At 59.9% G+C, this 18573-nt stretch carries 16 protein-coding genes; 3 read left to right on the top strand and 13 right to left on the bottom strand.

Features of this window, described 5'->3' with window-relative positions; all coding sequences use genetic code 11:
• Positions 1-38: 38 nt before the first annotated feature.
• From V6Z53_RS18445 to argH, 3 genes are all read right to left on the bottom strand, one after another.
• The gene (locus V6Z53_RS18445) at positions 39-803 is read right to left on the bottom strand and encodes an amino acid ABC transporter ATP-binding protein (RefSeq protein WP_338581046.1); all 765 of its coding nucleotides are present in this window, start codon (positions 801-803) and stop codon (positions 39-41) included.
• Between the two features lie 10 nt (positions 804-813).
• Positions 814-1692 carry an amino acid ABC transporter permease gene (locus V6Z53_RS18440; protein ID WP_338581045.1) on the bottom strand — a complete coding sequence of 293 codons (879 nt, stop codon included), beginning with the start codon at positions 1690-1692 and terminating at the stop codon, positions 814-816.
• A gap of 152 nt (positions 1693-1844) precedes the next feature.
• Complete coding sequence (argH, locus tag V6Z53_RS18435) at positions 1845-3272, bottom strand: argininosuccinate lyase (RefSeq protein ID WP_338581044.1); 1428 nt, start codon at positions 3270-3272, stop codon at positions 1845-1847.
• A gap of 307 nt (positions 3273-3579) precedes the next feature.
• On the opposite strand from argH, the gene V6Z53_RS18430 reads away from it, so the two are divergent.
• Both V6Z53_RS18430 and V6Z53_RS18425 read left to right on the top strand, forming a co-directional pair.
• Positions 3580-4545: a LysR family transcriptional regulator gene (locus V6Z53_RS18430; RefSeq protein WP_338581042.1), complete on the top strand. Its 966-nt coding sequence runs from the start codon at positions 3580-3582 to the stop codon at positions 4543-4545.
• A gap of 93 nt (positions 4546-4638) precedes the next feature.
• Positions 4639-5664, top strand: a complete 1026-nt coding sequence (locus V6Z53_RS18425; RefSeq protein ID WP_338580500.1) for an IS110 family transposase — start codon at positions 4639-4641, stop codon at positions 5662-5664.
• Between the two features lie 400 nt (positions 5665-6064).
• Here V6Z53_RS18425 and V6Z53_RS18420 read toward each other — a convergent pair whose 3' ends face one another.
• A complete protein-coding gene (locus V6Z53_RS18420; protein ID WP_338581041.1) occupies positions 6065-7441 on the bottom strand; it encodes a UDP-glucose/GDP-mannose dehydrogenase family protein in 1377 nt (458 codons plus the stop codon).
• Positions 7442-7621: 180 nt separating this feature from the next.
• Here V6Z53_RS18420 and V6Z53_RS18415 point away from each other — a divergent pair, with 180 nt between their 5' ends.
• On the top strand, positions 7622-8560 hold the full coding sequence (locus V6Z53_RS18415) for a tyrosine-type recombinase/integrase (RefSeq protein ID WP_338581040.1): 939 nt from the start codon (positions 7622-7624) through the stop codon (positions 8558-8560).
• Positions 8561-8570: 10 nt separating this feature from the next.
• Here the strand turns inward: V6Z53_RS18415 and V6Z53_RS18410 are convergent, their stop codons facing one another.
• From V6Z53_RS18410 to V6Z53_RS18370, 9 genes are all read right to left on the bottom strand, one after another.
• Positions 8571-9641, bottom strand: coding sequence for an ABC transporter ATP-binding protein (locus tag V6Z53_RS18410; protein WP_338581039.1), 1071 nt, complete (start codon positions 9639-9641; stop codon positions 8571-8573).
• On the bottom strand, positions 9638-11236 hold the full coding sequence (locus V6Z53_RS18405; protein WP_338581037.1) for an iron ABC transporter permease: 1599 nt from the start codon (positions 11234-11236) through the stop codon (positions 9638-9640). The genes V6Z53_RS18410 and V6Z53_RS18405 overlap by 4 nt, the downstream gene beginning before the upstream one ends.
• 3 nt (positions 11237-11239) lie before the next feature.
• Positions 11240-12253: an iron ABC transporter substrate-binding protein gene (locus V6Z53_RS18400; protein WP_338581036.1), complete on the bottom strand. Its 1014-nt coding sequence runs from the start codon at positions 12251-12253 to the stop codon at positions 11240-11242.
• A gap of 137 nt (positions 12254-12390) precedes the next feature.
• Positions 12391-12948, bottom strand: coding sequence for a PqiC family protein (locus V6Z53_RS18395; protein WP_338581035.1), 558 nt, complete (start codon positions 12946-12948; stop codon positions 12391-12393).
• Positions 12949-12965: 17 nt separating this feature from the next.
• Entirely contained in the window at positions 12966-14642 is a 1677-nt protein-coding gene (locus V6Z53_RS18390) for an MlaD family protein (RefSeq protein WP_338581034.1), read from the bottom strand.
• The gene (locus tag V6Z53_RS18385) at positions 14623-15282 is read right to left on the bottom strand and encodes a paraquat-inducible protein A (protein WP_338581033.1); all 660 of its coding nucleotides are present in this window, start codon (positions 15280-15282) and stop codon (positions 14623-14625) included. The genes V6Z53_RS18390 and V6Z53_RS18385 overlap by 20 nt, the downstream gene beginning before the upstream one ends.
• The gene (locus V6Z53_RS18380) at positions 15279-15875 is read right to left on the bottom strand and encodes a paraquat-inducible protein A (protein WP_338581032.1); all 597 of its coding nucleotides are present in this window, start codon (positions 15873-15875) and stop codon (positions 15279-15281) included. Before V6Z53_RS18380 ends, V6Z53_RS18385 begins: the two co-directional genes overlap by 4 nt.
• A 211-nt stretch (positions 15876-16086) precedes the next feature.
• A complete protein-coding gene (locus tag V6Z53_RS18375) occupies positions 16087-17388 on the bottom strand; it encodes an FAD-binding oxidoreductase (RefSeq protein ID WP_338581031.1) in 1302 nt (433 codons plus the stop codon).
• On the bottom strand, positions 17385-18473 hold the full coding sequence (locus V6Z53_RS18370) for a polyamine ABC transporter substrate-binding protein (RefSeq protein ID WP_338581030.1): 1089 nt from the start codon (positions 18471-18473) through the stop codon (positions 17385-17387). The genes V6Z53_RS18375 and V6Z53_RS18370 overlap by 4 nt, the downstream gene beginning before the upstream one ends.
• Positions 18474-18573: the final 100 nt, after the last annotated feature.

Genomic DNA, 18573 nt, shown 5'->3' with positions numbered 1-18573 from the left:
GTCGTTCTCTTATGAGTGTTGTGAGCGCCAACAGACGCTTAGGTTCGAACGGCAGAAATGAAGCTTTGGGTGCGTGGGTTTTGCGGACTTATTAGAATTTCTTCGGGGCTTCCAGCCTCCACGATCTGCCCGCCGTCCATGAACACCATGCGGTTGGAAACCTCGCGAGCGAAGCCCAGTTCATGGGTGACGACGATCATGGTCATGCCGGTCTGCGCCAGATCGCGCATCACCGACAGCACCTCACCGACCAGTTCCGGGTCGAGTGCCGAAGTGGGTTCATCGAACAGCATCAGCTTGGGACGCATGGCCAAGGCACGAGCAATGGCCACGCGTTGTTGCTGACCACCCGACAGCTCGATCGGGTAGCTGTTGCGTTTGTCGGCCAGGCCGACGCGGGCCAGCAGTTCCAGGGCTTCTTCGTGCGCTTCTTTGGGCGAACGCTTGAGCACCTGGCAGGGGCCTTCGATGATGTTTTGCAGCACAGTCATGTGCGGGAACAGGTTGAACCTCTGGAACACCATGCCGGTGGACAGGCGCTGGCGGGCGATCTGCGACTCGTTGAGTTCGTGCAGTTTGTTGCCGACGACGCGGTAACCCACCAGTTCGCCGTCGACCCACAGGCCACCCTTGTCGATCTTTTCCAGTTGGTTGACGCAGCGCAGCAAGGTGCTCTTGCCGGAGCCGGACGGGCCGATGATGCACAGCACTTCGCCTTGCTCGACTTCGATGTTGACGTCCTTGAGCGCGTGGAACTGGTCGTAATACTTGTTCAGGCTCACGGCCTTGACGATGCTTCTCATGTCGGATTCCTCAAGAACGCTTGCCGGCGCCGCGAGCGAAACGACGCTCCAGACGGCTTTGACCGAAGGACAGGACGGTGACGGTGGCCAGGTACCAGATACCGGCGACGATCAGCAGCTCCATCACGCGGGCGTTGGCGTAGTAGATGTTCTGCGCGTTGTAGAGCAACTCCGAGTACTGGATGACGCTCGCCAGCGAGGTCATTTTCACCATGCCGATGAACTCGTTGCCGACCGGCGGAATGATGACCCGCATGGCCTGGGGCAAGATGACCCGGCGCAAGGCTTGCAAGCGTGGCATGCCGATCGACTTGGCGGCTTCGTACTGGCCGGTGTCCACCGAGAGCAGACCGGCGCGCACCACTTCGGCGGTGTAGGCGCCCTGGTTGATGCTCAAGCCGAGCAGCGCAGCCACGAACGGCGTCATCAGGCTCACGGTGTCGACTTCGATCAGGCCGGGGATGCCGATGGTGGGGAAGATCAGCGCCAGGTTGAACCACAACAGCAGTTGCAAAATCAGCGGCGTACCGCGAAACAGCCAGGTGTAGGTCACCGCCACGTAGCGCAGGATCGGGTTGGCCGACATGCGCATGATCGCGGTGATTACCCCGAACACGATGCCCAGCGCCATCGCCAGCACGGCCATGACGATGGTGTTGAGCAAACCCCACATGATCGCCTGAGAGGTGAGGAACTGGCCGATGTACGACCATTCGATCTTGCCTTCGGCGAAGGCGCGCACCAGGCCCAAGATAGCGATGACGATCAGCGTGGCGAAAAAAATCCGCCCGTAGTAGCGCCGTGGCACGTGTTGGTACTGGGTAATGTCGAACTGGTTTTCCGCCAGTTTGCGCTCCGCCTGGAGTCGTTCTGCCTGTGTCTGGCTCATGTTGGTTCTCCGTACACTTTTCTTTCAAATCCACCACGGTCCCTGTGGGAGCTGGCTTGCCAGCGATTGCGGTGGGCCATCCAGCATCAATGTCGACTGGCTAGACGCCATCGCTGGCAAGCCAGCTCCCACAGGGTTATGTGTTGTGGCCGTTAGAGGCGGAAGCCCTGATAGTCCTCGGTCCACGCGTGCTGCGCGGCGAGGGCGGTTTTCAGGCGGCCGATCTGTTCGCGCACCTGTTGCGGCGCGGTGCCGCCCCAGCCGCTGCGGGCAGCGATGGCGGCTTCCAGGGTCAGGCTTTCGCGGACTTCCGGGGTCAGGCGTGGATCGATCTCGGCCAGCAAGGCCGGCGAGGCTTCCCACAATTCGATGTCGTGTTTTTCACAAGCCTTCACCAGCGCGCCGGTGATTTCATGGGCTTCCTTGAACGGCACACCGCGCATCGCCAGCCAGTCGGCGACTTCGGTGGCGAGGGTGAAGCCCAGGGGCGCCTGGCGTCGCAGTTCTTCAACGTTGACGGTCATGGTCGCGACCATCCCGGCCATGGCCGGCAGCACCAGCAGCAGGGTGTCGACGCTGTCGAGCACGCCGTTCTTGTCTTCGCTCAAGTCGCGGTTGTACGACAGCGGCAGGGATTTCAAAGTGGACAGCAGGCCGGTCAGGTTGCCGATCAGGCGCCCGGCCTTGCCCCGCGCCAGTTCAGCGATGTCCGGGTTTTTCTTCTGCGGCATGATCGAGCTGCCGGTGGCGTAGGCGTCGTCCAGCGCGACCCAGCGGAACTGCCGCGACGACCACAGGCAGAACTCTTCAGCCAGGCGCGAAATGTTGATGCCGAGCATGCTGGCGATAAACAGGAATTCGGCGACGTGATCACGGCTGGCCACGGCGTCGATGGAGTTTTCGCATACACCGCTGTAACCCATTTCTTTTGCTGATTGCTGGGGCAGGCGAGCGATGGCCGAACCGGCCATGGCCGCCGCACCCAGTGGCGACAACGAAGTGCGTGCGTCCCAGTCCACCAGGCGCTGCACGTCACGCAGCATCGATTGCGAATGGGCCAGCAGGTGATGGGCGAAGACAATCGGCTGTGCTTGCTGCAAATGGGTGAAACCGGGGCAGATGCTCTCGATGTGTTGCTCGGCCTGATCCACCAGCGCCTGCTGCAAGGCCAGCACTTCGACGGCCAGGGTGCGTACGTGATCGCGCAGGAACAGACGCAGGTCGTTGGCGGTCTGGTCGTTGCGTGAACGGCCGGCGCGCAGCTTGCCGCCCAGCGCGCCGAGGCGTTCGGTCAGCAGGCGTTCGATGAAGGTGTGAACGTCTTCGTCGTCCAGGGTCGGGGCAATGCTGCCGGCGCGGAAGTCAGCGCCGATGCGCTCCAGTGCGTCGAGCATGGTCAGGGTTTCTTGCTCGCTCAAAAGCCCTGCGCGTTGCAGTTCCCGGGCGTGGGCCTTGGAGCCGGCGAGGTCGTACGGGGTCAGGCGGAAGTAGCGCTCGGGGCAACGGGAGAGAGCGGCCAGGGCTTCGGACGGACCGCTTTTGAAGCGAGCACCCCAGAGACGGTCGGTAGCTTGAGACATTGTTTTTTTCCTCGTCGGTAACGCGAACTGAAATCGGTGTGCCAGACCTGAAATACGTGGCGAAAATCAATCGGCCGTAATCAGGTCAGTTAAAAATCAAGGGCAGGGGATCAGCGCAGTTGCAAAGGGGCGAGAGCTGATCGAAGTGTCAGCTTTTAATGTTTCGAGATCAGTGAGTTGGCACTGATGTTCGGGATTTTTTGGCGGTTGCCAAGCCTGGTTTTCTGTGTTCATTATTATTAGGCCAGCTATGTTTTTGTTGTTGGGCACAGAGTGTTGAATACGGCGCCAGAGGTAAATAAGCATTATGGAAACCCCACTTTCCAATTCCGGAAACCCGCCGCCGAAAACGCTGCAACGGGCACCGCTGGCCCTGAGCGGGCTGGACTTCAAATTGCTCAAGGTGTTCAAGGCCGTGGTCGAAGCGGGCGGTTTCAGTGCGGCGCAGAACGAACTGAATGTGGGGCTGGCTGCCATCAGCAAACAGATCTCCGACCTGGAAATCCGCATCGGCATGCGCTTGTGTACGCGAGGTCGCGAGGGGTTTCACCTGACCGAAGAAGGGCGCCTGGTGTATCAGGCGTCGATTGATCTGTTTGCCTCGGTGGACAACTTTCGTGATCGGCTTAGTTCAGCGCAGAACGAACTTATTGGCGACCTGGGTGTGGGCGTTATCGATAACACGATATCCGACGTTAATTCACCGTTAGTTACCGCGCTTAGAATAATTAACGAGCAATCACCCAAGGTCCGCTTTCAACTTCAGGCCACTCAGTTGGATGAAGTGGAAAGAGGGGTGGTAGAGGGTCGGTTAGTGGCTGGAATCGTGCCGGTTTATCAGAAACGTGAAGAGTTTGATTACTACGCCTTATATGAAGAACGTTCGGAGGTGTATTGTGCGGTCGGCCACCCGTTGTTCACCATGGCCGACACGGAAATGGGCAGCAACGTGCTCAAGGATCACGAGTGCATCAATCACCGCTACGCGATTCATCGCGACAAGCTCAACTTTGCCCACTACGACAGTTTTTCCGCCTCGGCAACCCAGGTCGAAGCCGTGGCGCTGTTGATCAAGACCGGCCGTTTCGTGGGTTTCCTGCCGCAGCATTACGCGGCACCGATGGTAGAGAGGGGAGAGTTTCGCGCGGTGCGCCCGGACCTGATCAACATCGTCACGCCGTTCAATCTGATCCTTCGGCACAACACCGTGCGCAGTCCGTTGGTGAAGGCATTTGCGCTGGCGTTGGGGGTTGATTTGAAAGCAACGACCTAAAGACTTGGTTGGATCCCTAATGAAATGGCTACCCCCTCACACCCTGTGATTGCTCTCTAAGCTTTCACAGGGTGTCTTTCGGAGGCCATTGCCATGAACAACGTAACTATTGTCGCTATCGATCTAGGGAAACATACCTTCCATCTGCATGCTCAAGATGATCGCGGTCATGAGCTCTACCACAAGAAATTCAATCGCGCGGGACTGGCCAGGCACTTGGCCAACCTTGAACCGTGCACGGTGGTGATGGAAGCCTGTGGCGGCGCCCACTATATGGCACGAGAAGCAGCAAAATGGGGGCATATGCCCAGGCTCATAGCGCCTCATCTCGTGCGTCCTTATGTAAAAAGCAACAAGAACGACTTCGCCGATGCCATGGCGATTTGCGAGGCGGCGAGCCGCCCGACCATGCGTTTTGTGTCCCCGAAAACCGAAGCGCAACAAGCGCTGGCCATGCTCAACTCAGTGCGCGAGTCCTACATCAAGGAGCGCACCGCTACGGTCAATCGGATTCACGCCGGCCTGTTGGAGGTCGGTATCAGCCTGTCCCCAGGCTTTCACTCCATCAAAGAACTGCCAGCGCTGCTGGAGGAATGCTCATTTTCTGCGCTGATCAAACAAATCCTGCTGGGACTGCATGCGCACTTCAACTACCTGGACGGGCAGGTCAAGGCGCTGGACAAGCAGGTTGAACGCCAAGCCGCTGAAGATGATCTGGCTTCTCGCCTGATGACGATACCTTGCGTAGGCCCGATCACCTCCAGCGTCCTGGCTGCGGAGTTGGGCAACGGCCAGCAGTTCAAGTGCGGTCGAGACTATTCAGCCTCGATTGGGCTGGTGCCCAAACAACATTCCACCGGTGGCAAGACCGTACTTTTGGGTATCAGCAAACGCGGTGACCGAAATCAAAGGCGACTGCTCATTCAATGCGCCCGTGTGTATCTGATGGGGCTGGAACGACAGACAGGAGCGCTAGCCGATTGGGTTCGCCAGCTACTGGCTCGCCATCATTCCAACCGTGTGGTCTGCGCCCTGGCCAACAAACTGGCAAGAATCGCCTGGTCGATCGCCGCTCACCATGATGAATTCAAGGCGGGGTCAAGCGCGATGAACGCTTGACCCCGCTGCCACCCGAGCACCACCCACCTGGTTTTGCGATGCTGGATAACAGATGACGTGAACGGCCAACCGGCCTGACGACTACCCTGGGCTCCCACAAGGCTGAAAAAGCCTTCTCCCTATGAAGGGCCGTCAGGCGCGATTCTCATCGAGGCGCAGGGTCGTCCCCCAGACGCCGGATAGATGAAAGCAAGCCAAACACACATCAAAAACAGTATTGCAGAAATGGGGGTATCCATAGATGTGGGAGCGGGCTTGCTCGCGAAGGCGGTGTGTCAATCGACTTGAATGTTGTCTGATACACCCTCTTCGCGAGCAAGCCCGCTCCCACAGGAGTTGCGTATTCACAGACAGCAAACAGTAACTTCCAACCCCGCCGCAGTTATTGCAAACAATGCCCTCAAGCCACTGACACTGCAGGCCACCGCTGCAATGGAATCGGCAACTTGCGCGATTCACCCCGGCCCATCGGAAAGTACATGAAACCATTGCGCGCCAGGCGTTCGGCGTCGTACAGGTTGCGGCCGTCGAAGATCACCGGTGCATTGAGCCGTTGGCGAATAAGCTCGAAATCCGGGGCCTTGAATTGTTGCCACTCGGTGCAGATGATCAGCGCGTCGGCGCCGTTCAACACCGATTCCGGCGTGCCCATCAGCATCAGCTTTGATTCCTCGGGATACAGGTTCTGGGTTTCCTGCATCGCTTCCGGGTCGAACGCTCGCACATTGGCGCCAGCAGCCCACAGCGCTTCGAGCAGCACGCGGCTCGGTGCATCGCGCATGTCGTCGGTGTTCGGTTTGAACGCCAGGCCCCACACGGCAAAGGTCTTGCCGCGTAAATCGCCCTTGTAGAACGCCTTGATGCGTTCGAACAGTTTGTGTTTCTGCCGCTGGTTGATGGCCTCCACCGCTTGCAGCAGGTCGCTGGAGCAGTGCGCCTCCTCGGCGCTGTGGATCAGCGCACGCATGTCCTTAGGAAAACACGAACCGCCATAACCGCAACCGGGGTAGATGAAGTGGTAGCCGATGCGCGAGTCGGCGCCGATGCCCAGGCGTACCGATTCGATGTCGGCACCCAGGTGTTCGGCCAGTTCGGCGATCTGGTTGATGAAGCTGATCTTGGTCGCCAGCATGCAGTTGGCGGCGTACTTGGTCAGCTCGGCGCTGCGCAGGTCCATGAACATGATGCGCTCATGATTGCGGTTGAACGGCGAGTACAGATCGCGCATCACGTCGCGCACTTCTTCGCGTTCGCAGCCGATGACGATACGGTCCGGGCGCCGGCAATCGGCCACGGCCGAGCCTTCTTTCAAAAACTCCGGATTGGAGACGATATCGAATTGCAGCAAACGGCCGACCTTGATCAGGCACTTGTCGATGTGCGCACGCAAGGTGTCGCCGGTACCCACCGGCACCGTGGATTTTTCCACCAGGATCACCGGTTGTTCACGATGCCGCGCCACCGCTTCACCCACCGACAGCACGTAACGCAAATCCGCCGAACCATCGTCCCGAGATGGCGTGCCGACCGCGATGAACAACACCTGGCCGTGTTGCACGGCGACCTTTTCGTCGGTGGTGAACTGCAACCGTTTGGCGTCCAGGCTTTCGCGCACCAGGCTGGCCAGGCCCGGTTCGAAAATGCTCACGTGGCCCTGTTGCAATAACTCGACTTTTTTCTCGTCAATGTCCATGCACACCACGTCATGGCCGACTTCAGCCAGGACGGCGGCTTGCACCAGGCCAACGTAACCGCTACCAAATACACTGATTTTCATGGCTTGCTCCTGCCGCGATCGACTGCGTTCGAGGATTGCATCACCATGTTTCAATTCATCTATCAGCAGAGTGGTGGCCCCTGTCGGCGACATTTGACTTTATCGGCCATGACCGGCAGCGTAACGACCCTCTTTGTCTGCACACCGTTTGTTGCTACTTCTTTTTCAAGGCCGTTTCGTTTGATTGACCTACCCGATGTTGATTCAAGTACCCCCAAGACCAACCCGCTGACCGTGTATCTGGCGCGATTGGCACCGTCCAGCCAATTGACCATGCGTTACGTGTTGCAGGACGCCGCCGACCGCCTGGGCTTCGAAGACGTGAACATCGAGGAAATTCCCTGGCATGAGTTGCAGCCCGAGGATGTGATTGCGCTGGTGGCAACGTTGCGCACGGATGGCTATGCGCCGAATACCTCGTCGCTATACGTCAACGCAGTGCGCGGGGTGATGAACGAAGCGTGGCGCATGAGCCTGATCAGCCAGGAACACTTGCTGAAAATGCGCTCGGTCAAGGGCATTGCCGGCACGCGTTTGTCCCAAGGGCGCAATCTGCGACGTACGTTGATTCAGGAGTTGATGGAAGTCTGCGCCGCCGATCCACGGCCACAGGGCCTGCGCGATGCGGCCATCATCGGGATTCTGTACGGTTCGGGGATGCGCAAATCGGAATCGGTGAACCTGGACCTGAACCAGGTGGATTTCACCGAACGCAGCCTGCGGGTCACGGCCAAGGGCAACAAGCAGTTGATCAAGTACGCCCCGGCCTGGGCTTTCGCCAAACTCGATGCCTGGCTGGAGTTGCGTCGTTCACAGCTCAAGGAAGGCGAAGCGGACGATACGTTCCTGTTCAACCGCATTCGCCGGGGCAGCCACATCACCCGCGAGCGCATCACCAAGCATGCGATCTACTACATCGCCCGGCAGCGTGGGGCGCAGGTGGGGGTAAAAATCATGCCCCATGATTTCCGGCGTTCGTTCATCACCCGGGTGATCGAGGAACACGACCTGTCGATCGCACAGAAACTGGCCCACCACAGCAACATCCAGACCACCGCCAATTACGACGTGCGCGATGACAACGAGCGGCGCCGTGCGGTGGATCGCTTCGATCTTTGATCGGAAGGGTTCAAGGCTCGCTCAATACGTGGGCGTGACCGATGGTCGAGACATGCACGGCGCTACCGGCTGGTGGCGCGTACATGCCCGAGCTCCGCACCAGCAGTGAACGACCGGTGTCTTCGCCGGGGGCCATGGCCTGCAATTCCACGGTCAGGGTGCAGGTGTTGCCGCTGAAATCTCGGTCGGTCACCACCGCGCGGCAACCGGCGACTTCCGCGCTATTGGGCAGGACGCTGGCGACCTGCAATTGCTCGGGCCGCAGCATGATTTGCGCCGCACTGTTATTGCGGTGGTTGTTGACCGGTATCCGGCCCAGATCGCAATGGGCCCAACCGGCTTCGATGCGGGCGGGCATCACCACCGCATCGCCGAGAAACAACGCAGTCTGGACATCGTCGGGATAACGGTAAAGGTCCAGCGGATGCCCCGACTGCACCAGTCGACCGTGGCGCATCACCGCCAGTTGATCGGCAAAGGACAGCGCTTCGCTCTGATCGTGGGTGACCAGGATGGTGGTGACCCCGGCCTCTGCCAGCAAGCGCGCGACCAGTTTGCGCATGCTCGCGCGCAGGCCGGTATCGAGCGCGGAGAACGGTTCATCCAGCAGCATCAGCCGTGGCTGTTGGGCCAGCGCTCGTGCCAGCGCCACCCGTTGTTGCTGGCCGCCGGACAATTCGTGGGGCCAGCGCTCGGCCATGTTCGAATCCAGCGCCACGCTGTCCATCAGTTCCTCGACACGCTGCTGTTTTTCGCTGCCCTTGGTCGCCAGGCCGAAACCGATGTTGGCGGCCACCGTCATGTGCGGGAACAGCGCGCCGTCCTGCGGCACATAACCAATCAGGCGTTGATGCGCCGGCACTTCGTGGGTGCTGTCGACCAGTGTCTGACCATTGAGTGACAGACGCCCGGAGTCCGGGAATTCGAAGCCGGCGATCATCCGCAGCAAGGTGGTTTTGCCCGACCCGGAAGGGCCGACGATCACCGTGCGGCTGCCGCTGGGCACGGACAGGCTGACATCGTCCAGCGCTCGGTGGGCGCCGTAGGATTTGTTCAGCGAATGCAGTTCTAGAGCGTTCATCGGCCAGCCGTTTTTTTGGATTGGTGATAAAGGATTCCGGTCAACGGAAGCGACAGCACAATCATCAGCAGCGCGTAGGGTGCCGCGGCGGCGTAGTCGATTTCGCTGGTCAGCGCCCAGAACCCGGTGGCCAGCGTGCGCGTACCGTTGGGGGCGAGCAGCAGGGTGGCGGTCAGTTCGTTGGTGATCGCCAGGAACACCAGCGCAGCGCCGGCAGCGGCGCCCGGTGCAGCCAATCGCAGGGTGATCAGCCACAACGCCCGGACCGGCGAACGGCCAAGGCTGCGGGCGATGTTTTCCAGTTCCACCGGCGCCTGGGCGATGCCGGCGCGCAGGCTCACCAGCGCGCGAGGCAGAAACATCAGCAGATATGCCAGCAGCACGGTGATGGTGGTCTGGTAGATCGGCCGGGCAAAGTGGATGGTCACGGTGACCAGGGCCAACGCGACGACGATTCCCGGCAACGAGCTGGTGATGTAGTTGCAGCTTTCCAGAACCCGTTGCAATCGGCCCGGATAGCGAATCGACAGCCAGGCAATCGGGATCGCCGCGCAAGTCGTCAGGGCTGCACCGGCCACGCCGAACAACAGCGTCTGTTCCAGGGCCGGCAACAGTTCGCTCAAATCCCAGACCTGCAAGCCACCGGCAATCAGCCATTGGCTCAGGGTGATCAACGGCACGCCCAGCGCGAGGGCGCAGGTGATGATCTGTAACGCAAGCCCGAGTGCGGTCGACGGGGTGCGCAGGATCACGATCCGCTGTTCACGGGCACTGCCGGAGCCGACGCGAGCATAGCGCGCCGTACCACGAGCGGCGGATTCAGCGGTCAGCATGGCCAGGCAGCACAGGGCGAGCACGCTGGCCAGCATGTGCGCCGCAGCGCCGTTGAAGGTGGATTTGAACTGATCGAAGATCGCCGTGGTGAACGTATCGAAGCGAATCATCGCGTACAGGCCGTATTCGGCCAGCAGATGCAGGCCCACCAGCAGCGCGCCACCGCAGATCGCCAAGCGCAGTTGCGGCAACACCACCCGGAAAAACACCGCCCAGGGCTTGAGCCCGAGCGATTCGGCAACGTCTTCGATGGCCGGGTCCAGTCGGCGCAACGTGGCGGCAACCGGCAGGTACAAAAACGGAAAATAGGCGATGACCGAAACCTGTACCCCGGCAAACAACCCGTGAATCGGCGGCACCAGACTGACCCAAGCGTAACTGTGCACGAACGCCGGTACCGCCAGTGGCGCCGTCGCCAGCAACGACCACCAGCGCCGCCCCGGCAGGTTGGTGCGTTCGGTCAGCCAGGCCAGCGTCACCCCGAGGGCGATGCACAGGGGCACGGTGATGATCACCAGCAACACGGTGTTGACCAGCAACTCGCCAACCCGTGGCCGGAACACCAGCGTGACCACCGTCGACCAACCTGTCTGCAAGGAAACGCCGATGACATAGGCAATCGGCAGCAGCGCCAATAACGAAACCAGCACCGACAAACCGACCACCCACGCGCCGCCACGGCTCGCGAACATGCCGCGTGATCGTCGGCGCAGGTTGGCGGGTATTGCGTCTGTGACACCCGCTGGCAGGATTTCAGGCATCAATTAAAGCAGTCCGGCCTGAGTCATCAGCTCCACGGCTTTTTTGCTGTCGAGTTTCGAGGCATCAACGGTTGGCGCGTCGAGCTGCTGCAAAGGCACCAGTTTTGGATTGGATTGAGCGTTCTTGCCCACGGCGTATTCAAACGATTTGCCGTCCTTGAGGATGGCCTGGCCGTCCTTGCCGGTAATCCATTTCAGGAACGCCTGGGCTTGTTCCTTGTGTTTGCTGGAGGCCAGAACGCCGCCACCGGAAATGCTGACGAACGCACCCGGGTCCTTGTGCTTGAAGTAATGCAGGGCAGTGTTCTTGCTGTTTTCGCCGGTCTTGGACTGATCGACGAAGCTGTAATAGTGATAGATCACGCCGCTGTCGATCTGCCCGGCATTCACCGCTTTGAGCACCGAGCTGTTGCCACGGTAGGCGGTGAAGTTGGTTTTCATGGCTTTCAACCAGTCAAGCGTCGCGGCTTCGCCTTTCTGTTCGAGGATGGCGGCGACGATGGCCTGGAAGTCAGCACCGCCCGGCGATGCGCCCCAGCGACCTTTCCAGCTTGGGTCGGCCAGGTCCATGATCGATTTCGGCAGTTGCGCTTCCGGCAGTTTGCTCGGGTTGTAGACGAACACCGTGGAGCGTGCGGCGATGCCTACCCACTTGCCGTGGGCCGGACGGTAGGCGGAATCGACTTGCTCAAGGGTGGTTTTGTCGACCGGCGCAAACAGCCCCGCGTTGTCGACCAGCACCATGGCCGGGGAGTTTTCGGTCAGGAACACATCGGCTGGCGAGGCGGCACCTTCCTGGACGATCTGGTTGCCCATTTCGGTGTCATCACCGTTGCGCATGGTGACCGGAATCCCGGTTTCCTGAGTGAAACCTTCAACCCAGGCCTTGGTCAGGCCTTCGTGCTGCGCGTTGTAGACCACTATGCCGACGCCATCGGCTGCGTACACATGGCCGGCGCTCACCAACGCGGTGGCCAGCAGGGCTTTTTTCAGGAAAGACGGGATACGGGAAATCATGCTGTGGCAGCTCCTGGCTTTTTAATCGAGCAAGCAGATTTGACGGGGAAGACGTCGATTATTGTAGATCAATAGGAATCATTTGCATGTTTGCGGCGCGGCAAATGTAAAGGGCCAAATGAGAAAAATTCGTCAAATCATTGGGTCGATGGACAACCTTTTTGCGAGCCGCTTGCCGCCTGGCTGATCACCGCTGCCAGACGCTTGACGTTGTTCTGCTGGGCCGCCACCAATTCATCAATGGACGGCCCAGAAGGTGTCTGCAAAGTGCTGCGACAGGTCAGCAGGGTGTTTTCATCGCCATTGGCGCCGCGCAAGCGCCATTTGACGTCGATCAAGCCGTATTGGCCGGGAATCGAATCGAAGCGCTGCACCTCCAGGCGCACCGAAACCCGACGTTGCGGATTGCTGTTGATCATCTGGTCGAGCAGGGCGCTGCGCAGCTCATCCACCAGACTGGCGCCCCACCATTGGGTTTCGAGAATCGCCATGCCGGTGTTGCCCTCGCGCACCACAATCTGCGGCCGGTCGACCTGCGGCGGGACGGTCAGGCCTTCGATCTGGATATCCGTCGTCGGCCTTGCGTTACCGGTCATTTGAGCCGGGGTAAGGGTGTGGAATTGAATCGGGTCGCTGCGGCAAGCGGCAAGCAGCAACACAGCGGTAATCAAGGTCAGCTTGTGCGAAAAAGCCATGGGTGTTGCTCCTGTGGTCAATTGCGCGGTGGCGCTTGCAGGTCCATCGGCGCGGCATTGTTGGGCCGACCGCGAATCAACGATTCCGGATGCCGCCCGAGGTAATCCGAAAGGTCACGCAAGGACCGCGACGTGCGTCCCAACTCGTCCAGCGTCTGCCCCAGTTTTTCCCGCTGCGGCGAATCTTCGGCCAGGGTCGAGTTGGCGGATTGCAGGGTGGTATTGGCCGACTCCAGGGTCTTGCTCACGTTTGACAGGGTGTTTTGTACCCCTGGCAGCGTCTTGCCATTGAACTGGCTCAGGGTTTTCCGCATTTCCACGAGGTTGCCGTCAAGATTGCCGGCAATCCGCTCAACCGGCAGTTTGTTGATCTTGTCGACCATGGCTTCGAGTTTTTCCTGCAATTGCTCCAGGCTACCCGGAACGGTCGGAATCATGACCGGACGCGCCGTGGCATTGAAGGCGACTTTTTCGGCTTTCGGGTAGAAATCCAGCGCGATGTACAACTGGCCGGTCAACAGGTTGCCGGTGCGGGCCTGAGCGCGCAGACCGTTCTCGATGAACGTGCCGATCAGGCGCACGCCGCCGGCCTCGTCATTGGGATCATGATTGAGCGCGGCGAGCATTTTCGTATGGGCCTGCCCCAAACGTTGCGGGTAGATCACGATGCCGACGTTGAGCGGGAAGCTGCGCTTTTTCGCATCGAAATCGAGATTGATCGACACCACTCGCCCGATTTCCATGCCGAGGAATTCCACCGGCGCATCGACCTTGAGCCCGCGCAGTGCCTGATCGAAGCGCAAGGCCAGGTATTGCGGTTTGCCATTGGGTGGGGCGAGGGCAGTTTGCTGGTCGTCGAACAGTTCGTAGGCGTATTCCTCAGGCGCCGGTTTGTCGTTGGGGCTGTATTCAGGCGCGCGGAACGCGATGCCGCCCACCAGAATCGAGGACAAGGACTCGGTCTTGACCGCGAAACCGTTGGCGCCGACGTTTACGTCAATACCGCTGGCGTTCCAGAACCGGGTGTTTTCGGTAACGTATTGATCGTTGGGCGCGTGGATGAACAATTCGATGTTCACGCCTTTGCCGTCCGGGTCCAGTTCATACGCCACGACTTGCCCAACCGGAATTTTGCGGTAGTAGACCGGGGAACCGATATCCAGCGATCCGAGGTCCTGTGTATGCAGGGTGAAGCGCTTGCCCGGTTCGCCATAAGTGATCGGTGGCGGGTTTTCCAGGCCCTTGAAATTCTTCGCGCGGCCATTGGCCTGGCCGATGTCGGCGCCGATGTAATCGCCGGACAGCAGTGTGTCGATGCCGGACACTCCACCCGCACCGATACGTGGACGCACCACCCAGAACTGCGAGTCTTCGCGGGTGAAGCTTTCAGCCTGCTTGGCCAGTTTGATGGTGGCGTTGACGCTTTTCTGGTCGTTGCTCAGATCCACATCCGTGACATGGCCGATCACCACGTTGCGGTACTTGACCTCGGTCTTGTTGGCGGTCAGGCCGTCACCGGTCTTGAAGGTGACCGTGATGGTCGGCCCTTCCTTCAAGATGCTGTTGACCACCAGCGAAATCCCCACGAGTACTGCGACAATCGGCACGATCCATACCAATGAAACGCCGAAACGGCGGGTCTTGATCGGGGCCTGACCGGGGGCCTGTGGCCCGTCAGTGGCTTGAGACTGCATCCTTGACCTCCTCATTTGGTTTATCCCGCTCTGCCTCTCTATCCCAGATCAGGCGCGGATCGAAACTCATGGCCGATAGCATGGTGAACACCACCACCAGTCCAAAAAACAGAATGCCCGCACGCGGCTCGATGTCGGCCAGGGCTTGAAACTTCACCAGTGAGGCCACCAGGGCGACCACGATCACGTCGAGCATCGACCAGTAGCCGATCACCTCGACGAAGCGGTACAGCTTCGAGCGCTCCTTGCGCGCCCACTCGCTGTCGCGCTGCACGGTGACCAGCAGCAACGTGATCGCCACGAACTTGATGCCCGGCACCGCGATGCTGGCGATGAAAATGATCAGGGCGATGTCCCAGGCACCAGCCTCCCAGAACTCCAGTACGCCGCTGATGATCGTGCTATCGGCACCGTTGCCGACCATTTTGGTGTTCATCACCGGCAGCAGATTGGCCGGAACGTAAAACACCAGCGCGGTGATCATGTAGGCCCAGGTCCGGGTCAGCGAATTGGTCTTGCGTCGATGCAGTGGTGCACCGCAGCGCTCACATTCGTGAGGCTGGCTGGTCATGTCACAGGCCAGGCCACAGCTGTGGCACAGGCACAGATCGAGGTCGTCGGCGACCGGAGGCGTATTCATGGGATGTCCCACAGATCACGGATGTCGCGGCCGGCGATACGGATCATCATCAGGCTGAGAACGGCCAACGCGAAGAGGCCGATGCCGGGCAGTACATCGAGCAATCCGGCAAGCTTGATCACCGCGACCATCGCCCCCAGCAGGCAGACTTCCAGCATGCTCCAGGGCCTCAACGTTTCCAGCCAGCGCATGCAGAACTTGAACCCCGGAGAGCGACGATGGGCGAGGGCGTAGCTCAGGACCCAGATCAGCAGCGACAACTGGATAATCGGCGCGATGATCATGGCGATCGCGGCCACCATCGCGATGAACGTGATCGGCCCGAGGCTCAAGGCCAGCACCGAATCCCAAAGTGTTGCGCTGTTTTTCAGGCCTTTGAGGCTGATGCTCATGACCGGATAGAAATTGGCGAAGATCCACAGCATCAATGCGGTGAAGGTCAGCGCCAGGCGCTGCTCCACCGTCAGGCCGTTATAGCGCTGGAGCACGCCGCCGCAGCGCGTACACAGGGTTTTCTGATGCTTGGCGAGCGTCGCTTTTTCGTACACGCAGTCGCAGTGCTCGCAGATGATCAGTTGGGCATTCGTCGCCATGGGCCAGGCTCGACAGGAGGCAGGAATTGATGAGCACCCCCTCAATATAGAAGTGACTCGCAATTGAGCAAATCGAAAGGCTGAACGAGATAGATGGGGCAGCGAATGTACGCGGTCAATGTAGGAGCTGCCGCAGGCTGCGATCTTTTGATCTGAAAAGATCAGGATCAAGAGATCGCAGCCTGCGGCAGCTCCTACAGGGACGGGTGTTTTAACCGAGGATTTCGCGCATGCGATACCACAACATGCCAAGGGCCAGCAGTGGCGAACGCAGGGCGCGGCCGCCGGGGAAGGTCATGTGCGGCACGGCGCTGAACACGTCGAAACCTTTGCTGTGGCCGGCATGGATCGCTTCGCCCAGCAGCTTGGCGCACCAGTGCGTCACGTTCAGGCCATGACCGGAATAGCCTTGGGCGTAGAACACGTTCGGGTGCTGGCTCAAGCGCCCGACCTGCGGGAAACGATTGGCCGTGATTCCGATCTTGCCACCCCATTGGTAGTCGATGCGCACGTTGGCTAATTGCGGGAAGACCTTGAGCATCTGCGGGCGCATGTACGCCGTGATGTCCCGAGGATCGCGCCCGGAATAATGGCAGGCGCCGCCAAACAACAGACGTCGGTCCGCTGAGAGCCGGTAATAATCCAGGCCGACTTTCTGGTCGCACAGCGCCACGTTGTGCGGGATCAACTCTGCTGCAAGCTCCGGCGACAACGGTTCGGTGGCGATGATGTAGCTACCGGCCGGCAGCACCTTGCCGCTGAGTTTCGGTTCGAGTTCTTCCAGATGCGCGTTGCAGCCCAGCACCAGACTGCCGGCGCGTACCGTGCCACCGGCACATCGCACCTGCACCGTGCTGCCATGGATCAACTCCAGTACAGGGCTTTGTTCGAAGATCTTCACGCCAAGGGATTGCGCAAGCTGCGCTTCGCCCAGGACCAGGTTCAACGGATGCAAATGCCCCGAACCCATATCGATCAGGCCACCGGCATACACGCCGGAATTCACCACTTGCTGACGAATCTGCTCAGGTTCGACCAGCCGGGTTTCGTGGGCGTAACCGGATTCCTTGAGCTCTGCGTATTCCGCTTTCAAACCGGCAAACTGCGCCGGGGTGTTGGCCAATTCGCAAAAGCCCCAACGCAGGTCGCAATCGATCGCGTTTTCGCGGATGCGATTGCCCACCACCTGCACCGATTCTGTCCCGGCGTGCTCCAGATAGCGCACGCCTTCGGCACCAATGTGTTTGGCGAAACCGATGACGTCGTGGCCTATCCCGCGTATCAGTTGCCCGCCGTTGCGCCCGCTGGCGCCCCAGCCAATTCGCCGCGCTTCCAGCAGGATCACCGAGAGCCCGCGCTGGGCTAGTTCGATGGCGGTATTGACCCCGGTAAAACCACCGCCGATCACGCAGACATCGGCAACGAGGTCTTCGCCCAGCGTCGGCCAGGGCCCTATGCCATGGGCCGACGCGGCGTAGTAGGAGTGGGTATGTTCCTGGGTGTACTGGTTCATTTGTTGGACTTCACTTTGCTCCACGAACGGGTCATCAGTCGCATGATCGACTGCGGCGGCGTGGTCGAGATGTAGAGCTTGTCGAGGACTTCCTGGGACGGGTAAACCTCGGGATTGTTGACCAGTTCAGGGTCCATGTATTGCTTGGCGGCCGGGTTCGGGTTGGCGTAACCGACCGAGGCGCTGACCTTGGCGATCACCTGCGGGTCGAGCAGGTAATTGATGAAGGCGTGGGCTTCTTTCGTGTTGCTGGCGTCGGCGGGAATGGCCAGCAGGTCGAACCACAAGTTCGCGCCTTCCTTGGGAATGGCATAGGCGATGTTCACGCCGTTGCCGGCTTCCTTGGCGCGGTTGGCGGCCTGGAACACATCACCCGAATAACCGAAGGCGACGCAGATATCGCCGTTGGCCAGGTCGGAGACGTACTTGGAGGAGTGGAAATAGGTGATGTACGGACGGATGCTCAGCAGCTTGGCCTCGGCTTTCTTGAAGTCCTCGGGATTCTCGCTGCGCGGGTCCATACCCATGTAGTTGAGGACTGCCGGGAACACCTCGTCCGCCGAATCCATCATCGACACGCCGCACGCGCTGAGTTTCTTGATGTTCTCCGGTTCGAACAGCACGGCCCAGGAATCGATGTGGTCGATGCCCAGCACTTGCTTGACCTTGTCGACGTTGTAGCCGATGCCGTTGGTGCCCCACAGGTACGGCACCGAGTGCTCGTTACCCGGATCGTTCTTCTCCAGCAATGTCAGCAGTTTCGGGTCGAGATTCTTGAAATTCGGTAGTTGTTCGCGATCCAGTTTGAGGAACGCACCAGCCTTCACCTGACGGGCGAGGAAGTGGTTGGACGGCACCACCACGTCATACCCGGTGCGCCCGGCGAGCAGTTTGCCTTCCAGGGTTTCGTTGGAATCGAAGACGTCGTAGATCACCTTGATGCCAGTCTTGGCCTGGAAGTCGGCGAGGGTGGTTTCGCCGATGTAGTCGGTCCAGTTGTAGACGCTGACCTGCGGCTGGGCCTGGGCAACGGCGCTGAACAGAACGGCCAGCGCAACCGGGACCACGGATTTCAATAGACGCATATCGATACCTTCTTGGAATTATTGGGTTCTTCAGGTTGATCGTTCCCACGCTCTGCGTGGGAATGCTTCAACGGACGCTCCGCGTTCGGCTTGAAAAAGG

Source organism: Pseudomonas sp. MAG733B (genome assembly GCF_036884845.1).
Classification (GTDB): domain Bacteria; phylum Pseudomonadota; class Gammaproteobacteria; order Pseudomonadales; family Pseudomonadaceae; genus Aquipseudomonas.
Note: the sequence above shows the minus strand (reverse complement) of the source record. Positions and strands in the feature narration are given on the sequence as shown.

What these genes read in the sequence shown, in the direction of transcription:
- V6Z53_RS18370 (WP_338581030.1), bottom strand. Translation starts at nt 18,473, where the DNA reads ATGCGTCTATTGAAATCCGTGGTCCCGGTTGCGCTGGCCGTTCTGTTC.
- V6Z53_RS18420 (WP_338581041.1), bottom strand. Translation starts at nt 7,441, where the DNA reads ATGAAAATCAGTGTATTTGGTAGCGGTTACGTTGGCCTGGTGCAAGCC.
- V6Z53_RS18385 (WP_338581033.1), bottom strand. Translation starts at nt 15,282, where the DNA reads ATGAATACGCCTCCGGTCGCCGACGACCTCGATCTGTGCCTGTGCCAC.
- V6Z53_RS18390 (WP_338581034.1), bottom strand. Translation starts at nt 14,642, where the DNA reads ATGCAGTCTCAAGCCACTGACGGGCCACAGGCCCCCGGTCAGGCCCCG.
- V6Z53_RS18405 (WP_338581037.1), bottom strand. Translation starts at nt 11,236, where the DNA reads ATGCCTGAAATCCTGCCAGCGGGTGTCACAGACGCAATACCCGCCAAC.
- V6Z53_RS18445 (WP_338581046.1), bottom strand. Translation starts at nt 803, where the DNA reads ATGAGAAGCATCGTCAAGGCCGTGAGCCTGAACAAGTATTACGACCAG.
- V6Z53_RS18400 (WP_338581036.1), bottom strand. Translation starts at nt 12,253, where the DNA reads ATGATTTCCCGTATCCCGTCTTTCCTGAAAAAAGCCCTGCTGGCCACC.
- V6Z53_RS18430 (WP_338581042.1), top strand. Translation starts at nt 3,580, where the DNA reads ATGGAAACCCCACTTTCCAATTCCGGAAACCCGCCGCCGAAAACGCTG.
- V6Z53_RS18375 (WP_338581031.1), bottom strand. Translation starts at nt 17,388, where the DNA reads ATGAACCAGTACACCCAGGAACATACCCACTCCTACTACGCCGCGTCG.
- V6Z53_RS18395 (WP_338581035.1), bottom strand. Translation starts at nt 12,948, where the DNA reads ATGGCTTTTTCGCACAAGCTGACCTTGATTACCGCTGTGTTGCTGCTT.
- argH (WP_338581044.1), bottom strand. Translation starts at nt 3,272, where the DNA reads ATGTCTCAAGCTACCGACCGTCTCTGGGGTGCTCGCTTCAAAAGCGGT.
- V6Z53_RS18425 (WP_338580500.1), top strand. Translation starts at nt 4,639, where the DNA reads ATGAACAACGTAACTATTGTCGCTATCGATCTAGGGAAACATACCTTC.
- V6Z53_RS18410 (WP_338581039.1), bottom strand. Translation starts at nt 9,641, where the DNA reads ATGAACGCTCTAGAACTGCATTCGCTGAACAAATCCTACGGCGCCCAC.
- V6Z53_RS18380 (WP_338581032.1), bottom strand. Translation starts at nt 15,875, where the DNA reads ATGGCGACGAATGCCCAACTGATCATCTGCGAGCACTGCGACTGCGTG.
- V6Z53_RS18440 (WP_338581045.1), bottom strand. Translation starts at nt 1,692, where the DNA reads ATGAGCCAGACACAGGCAGAACGACTCCAGGCGGAGCGCAAACTGGCG.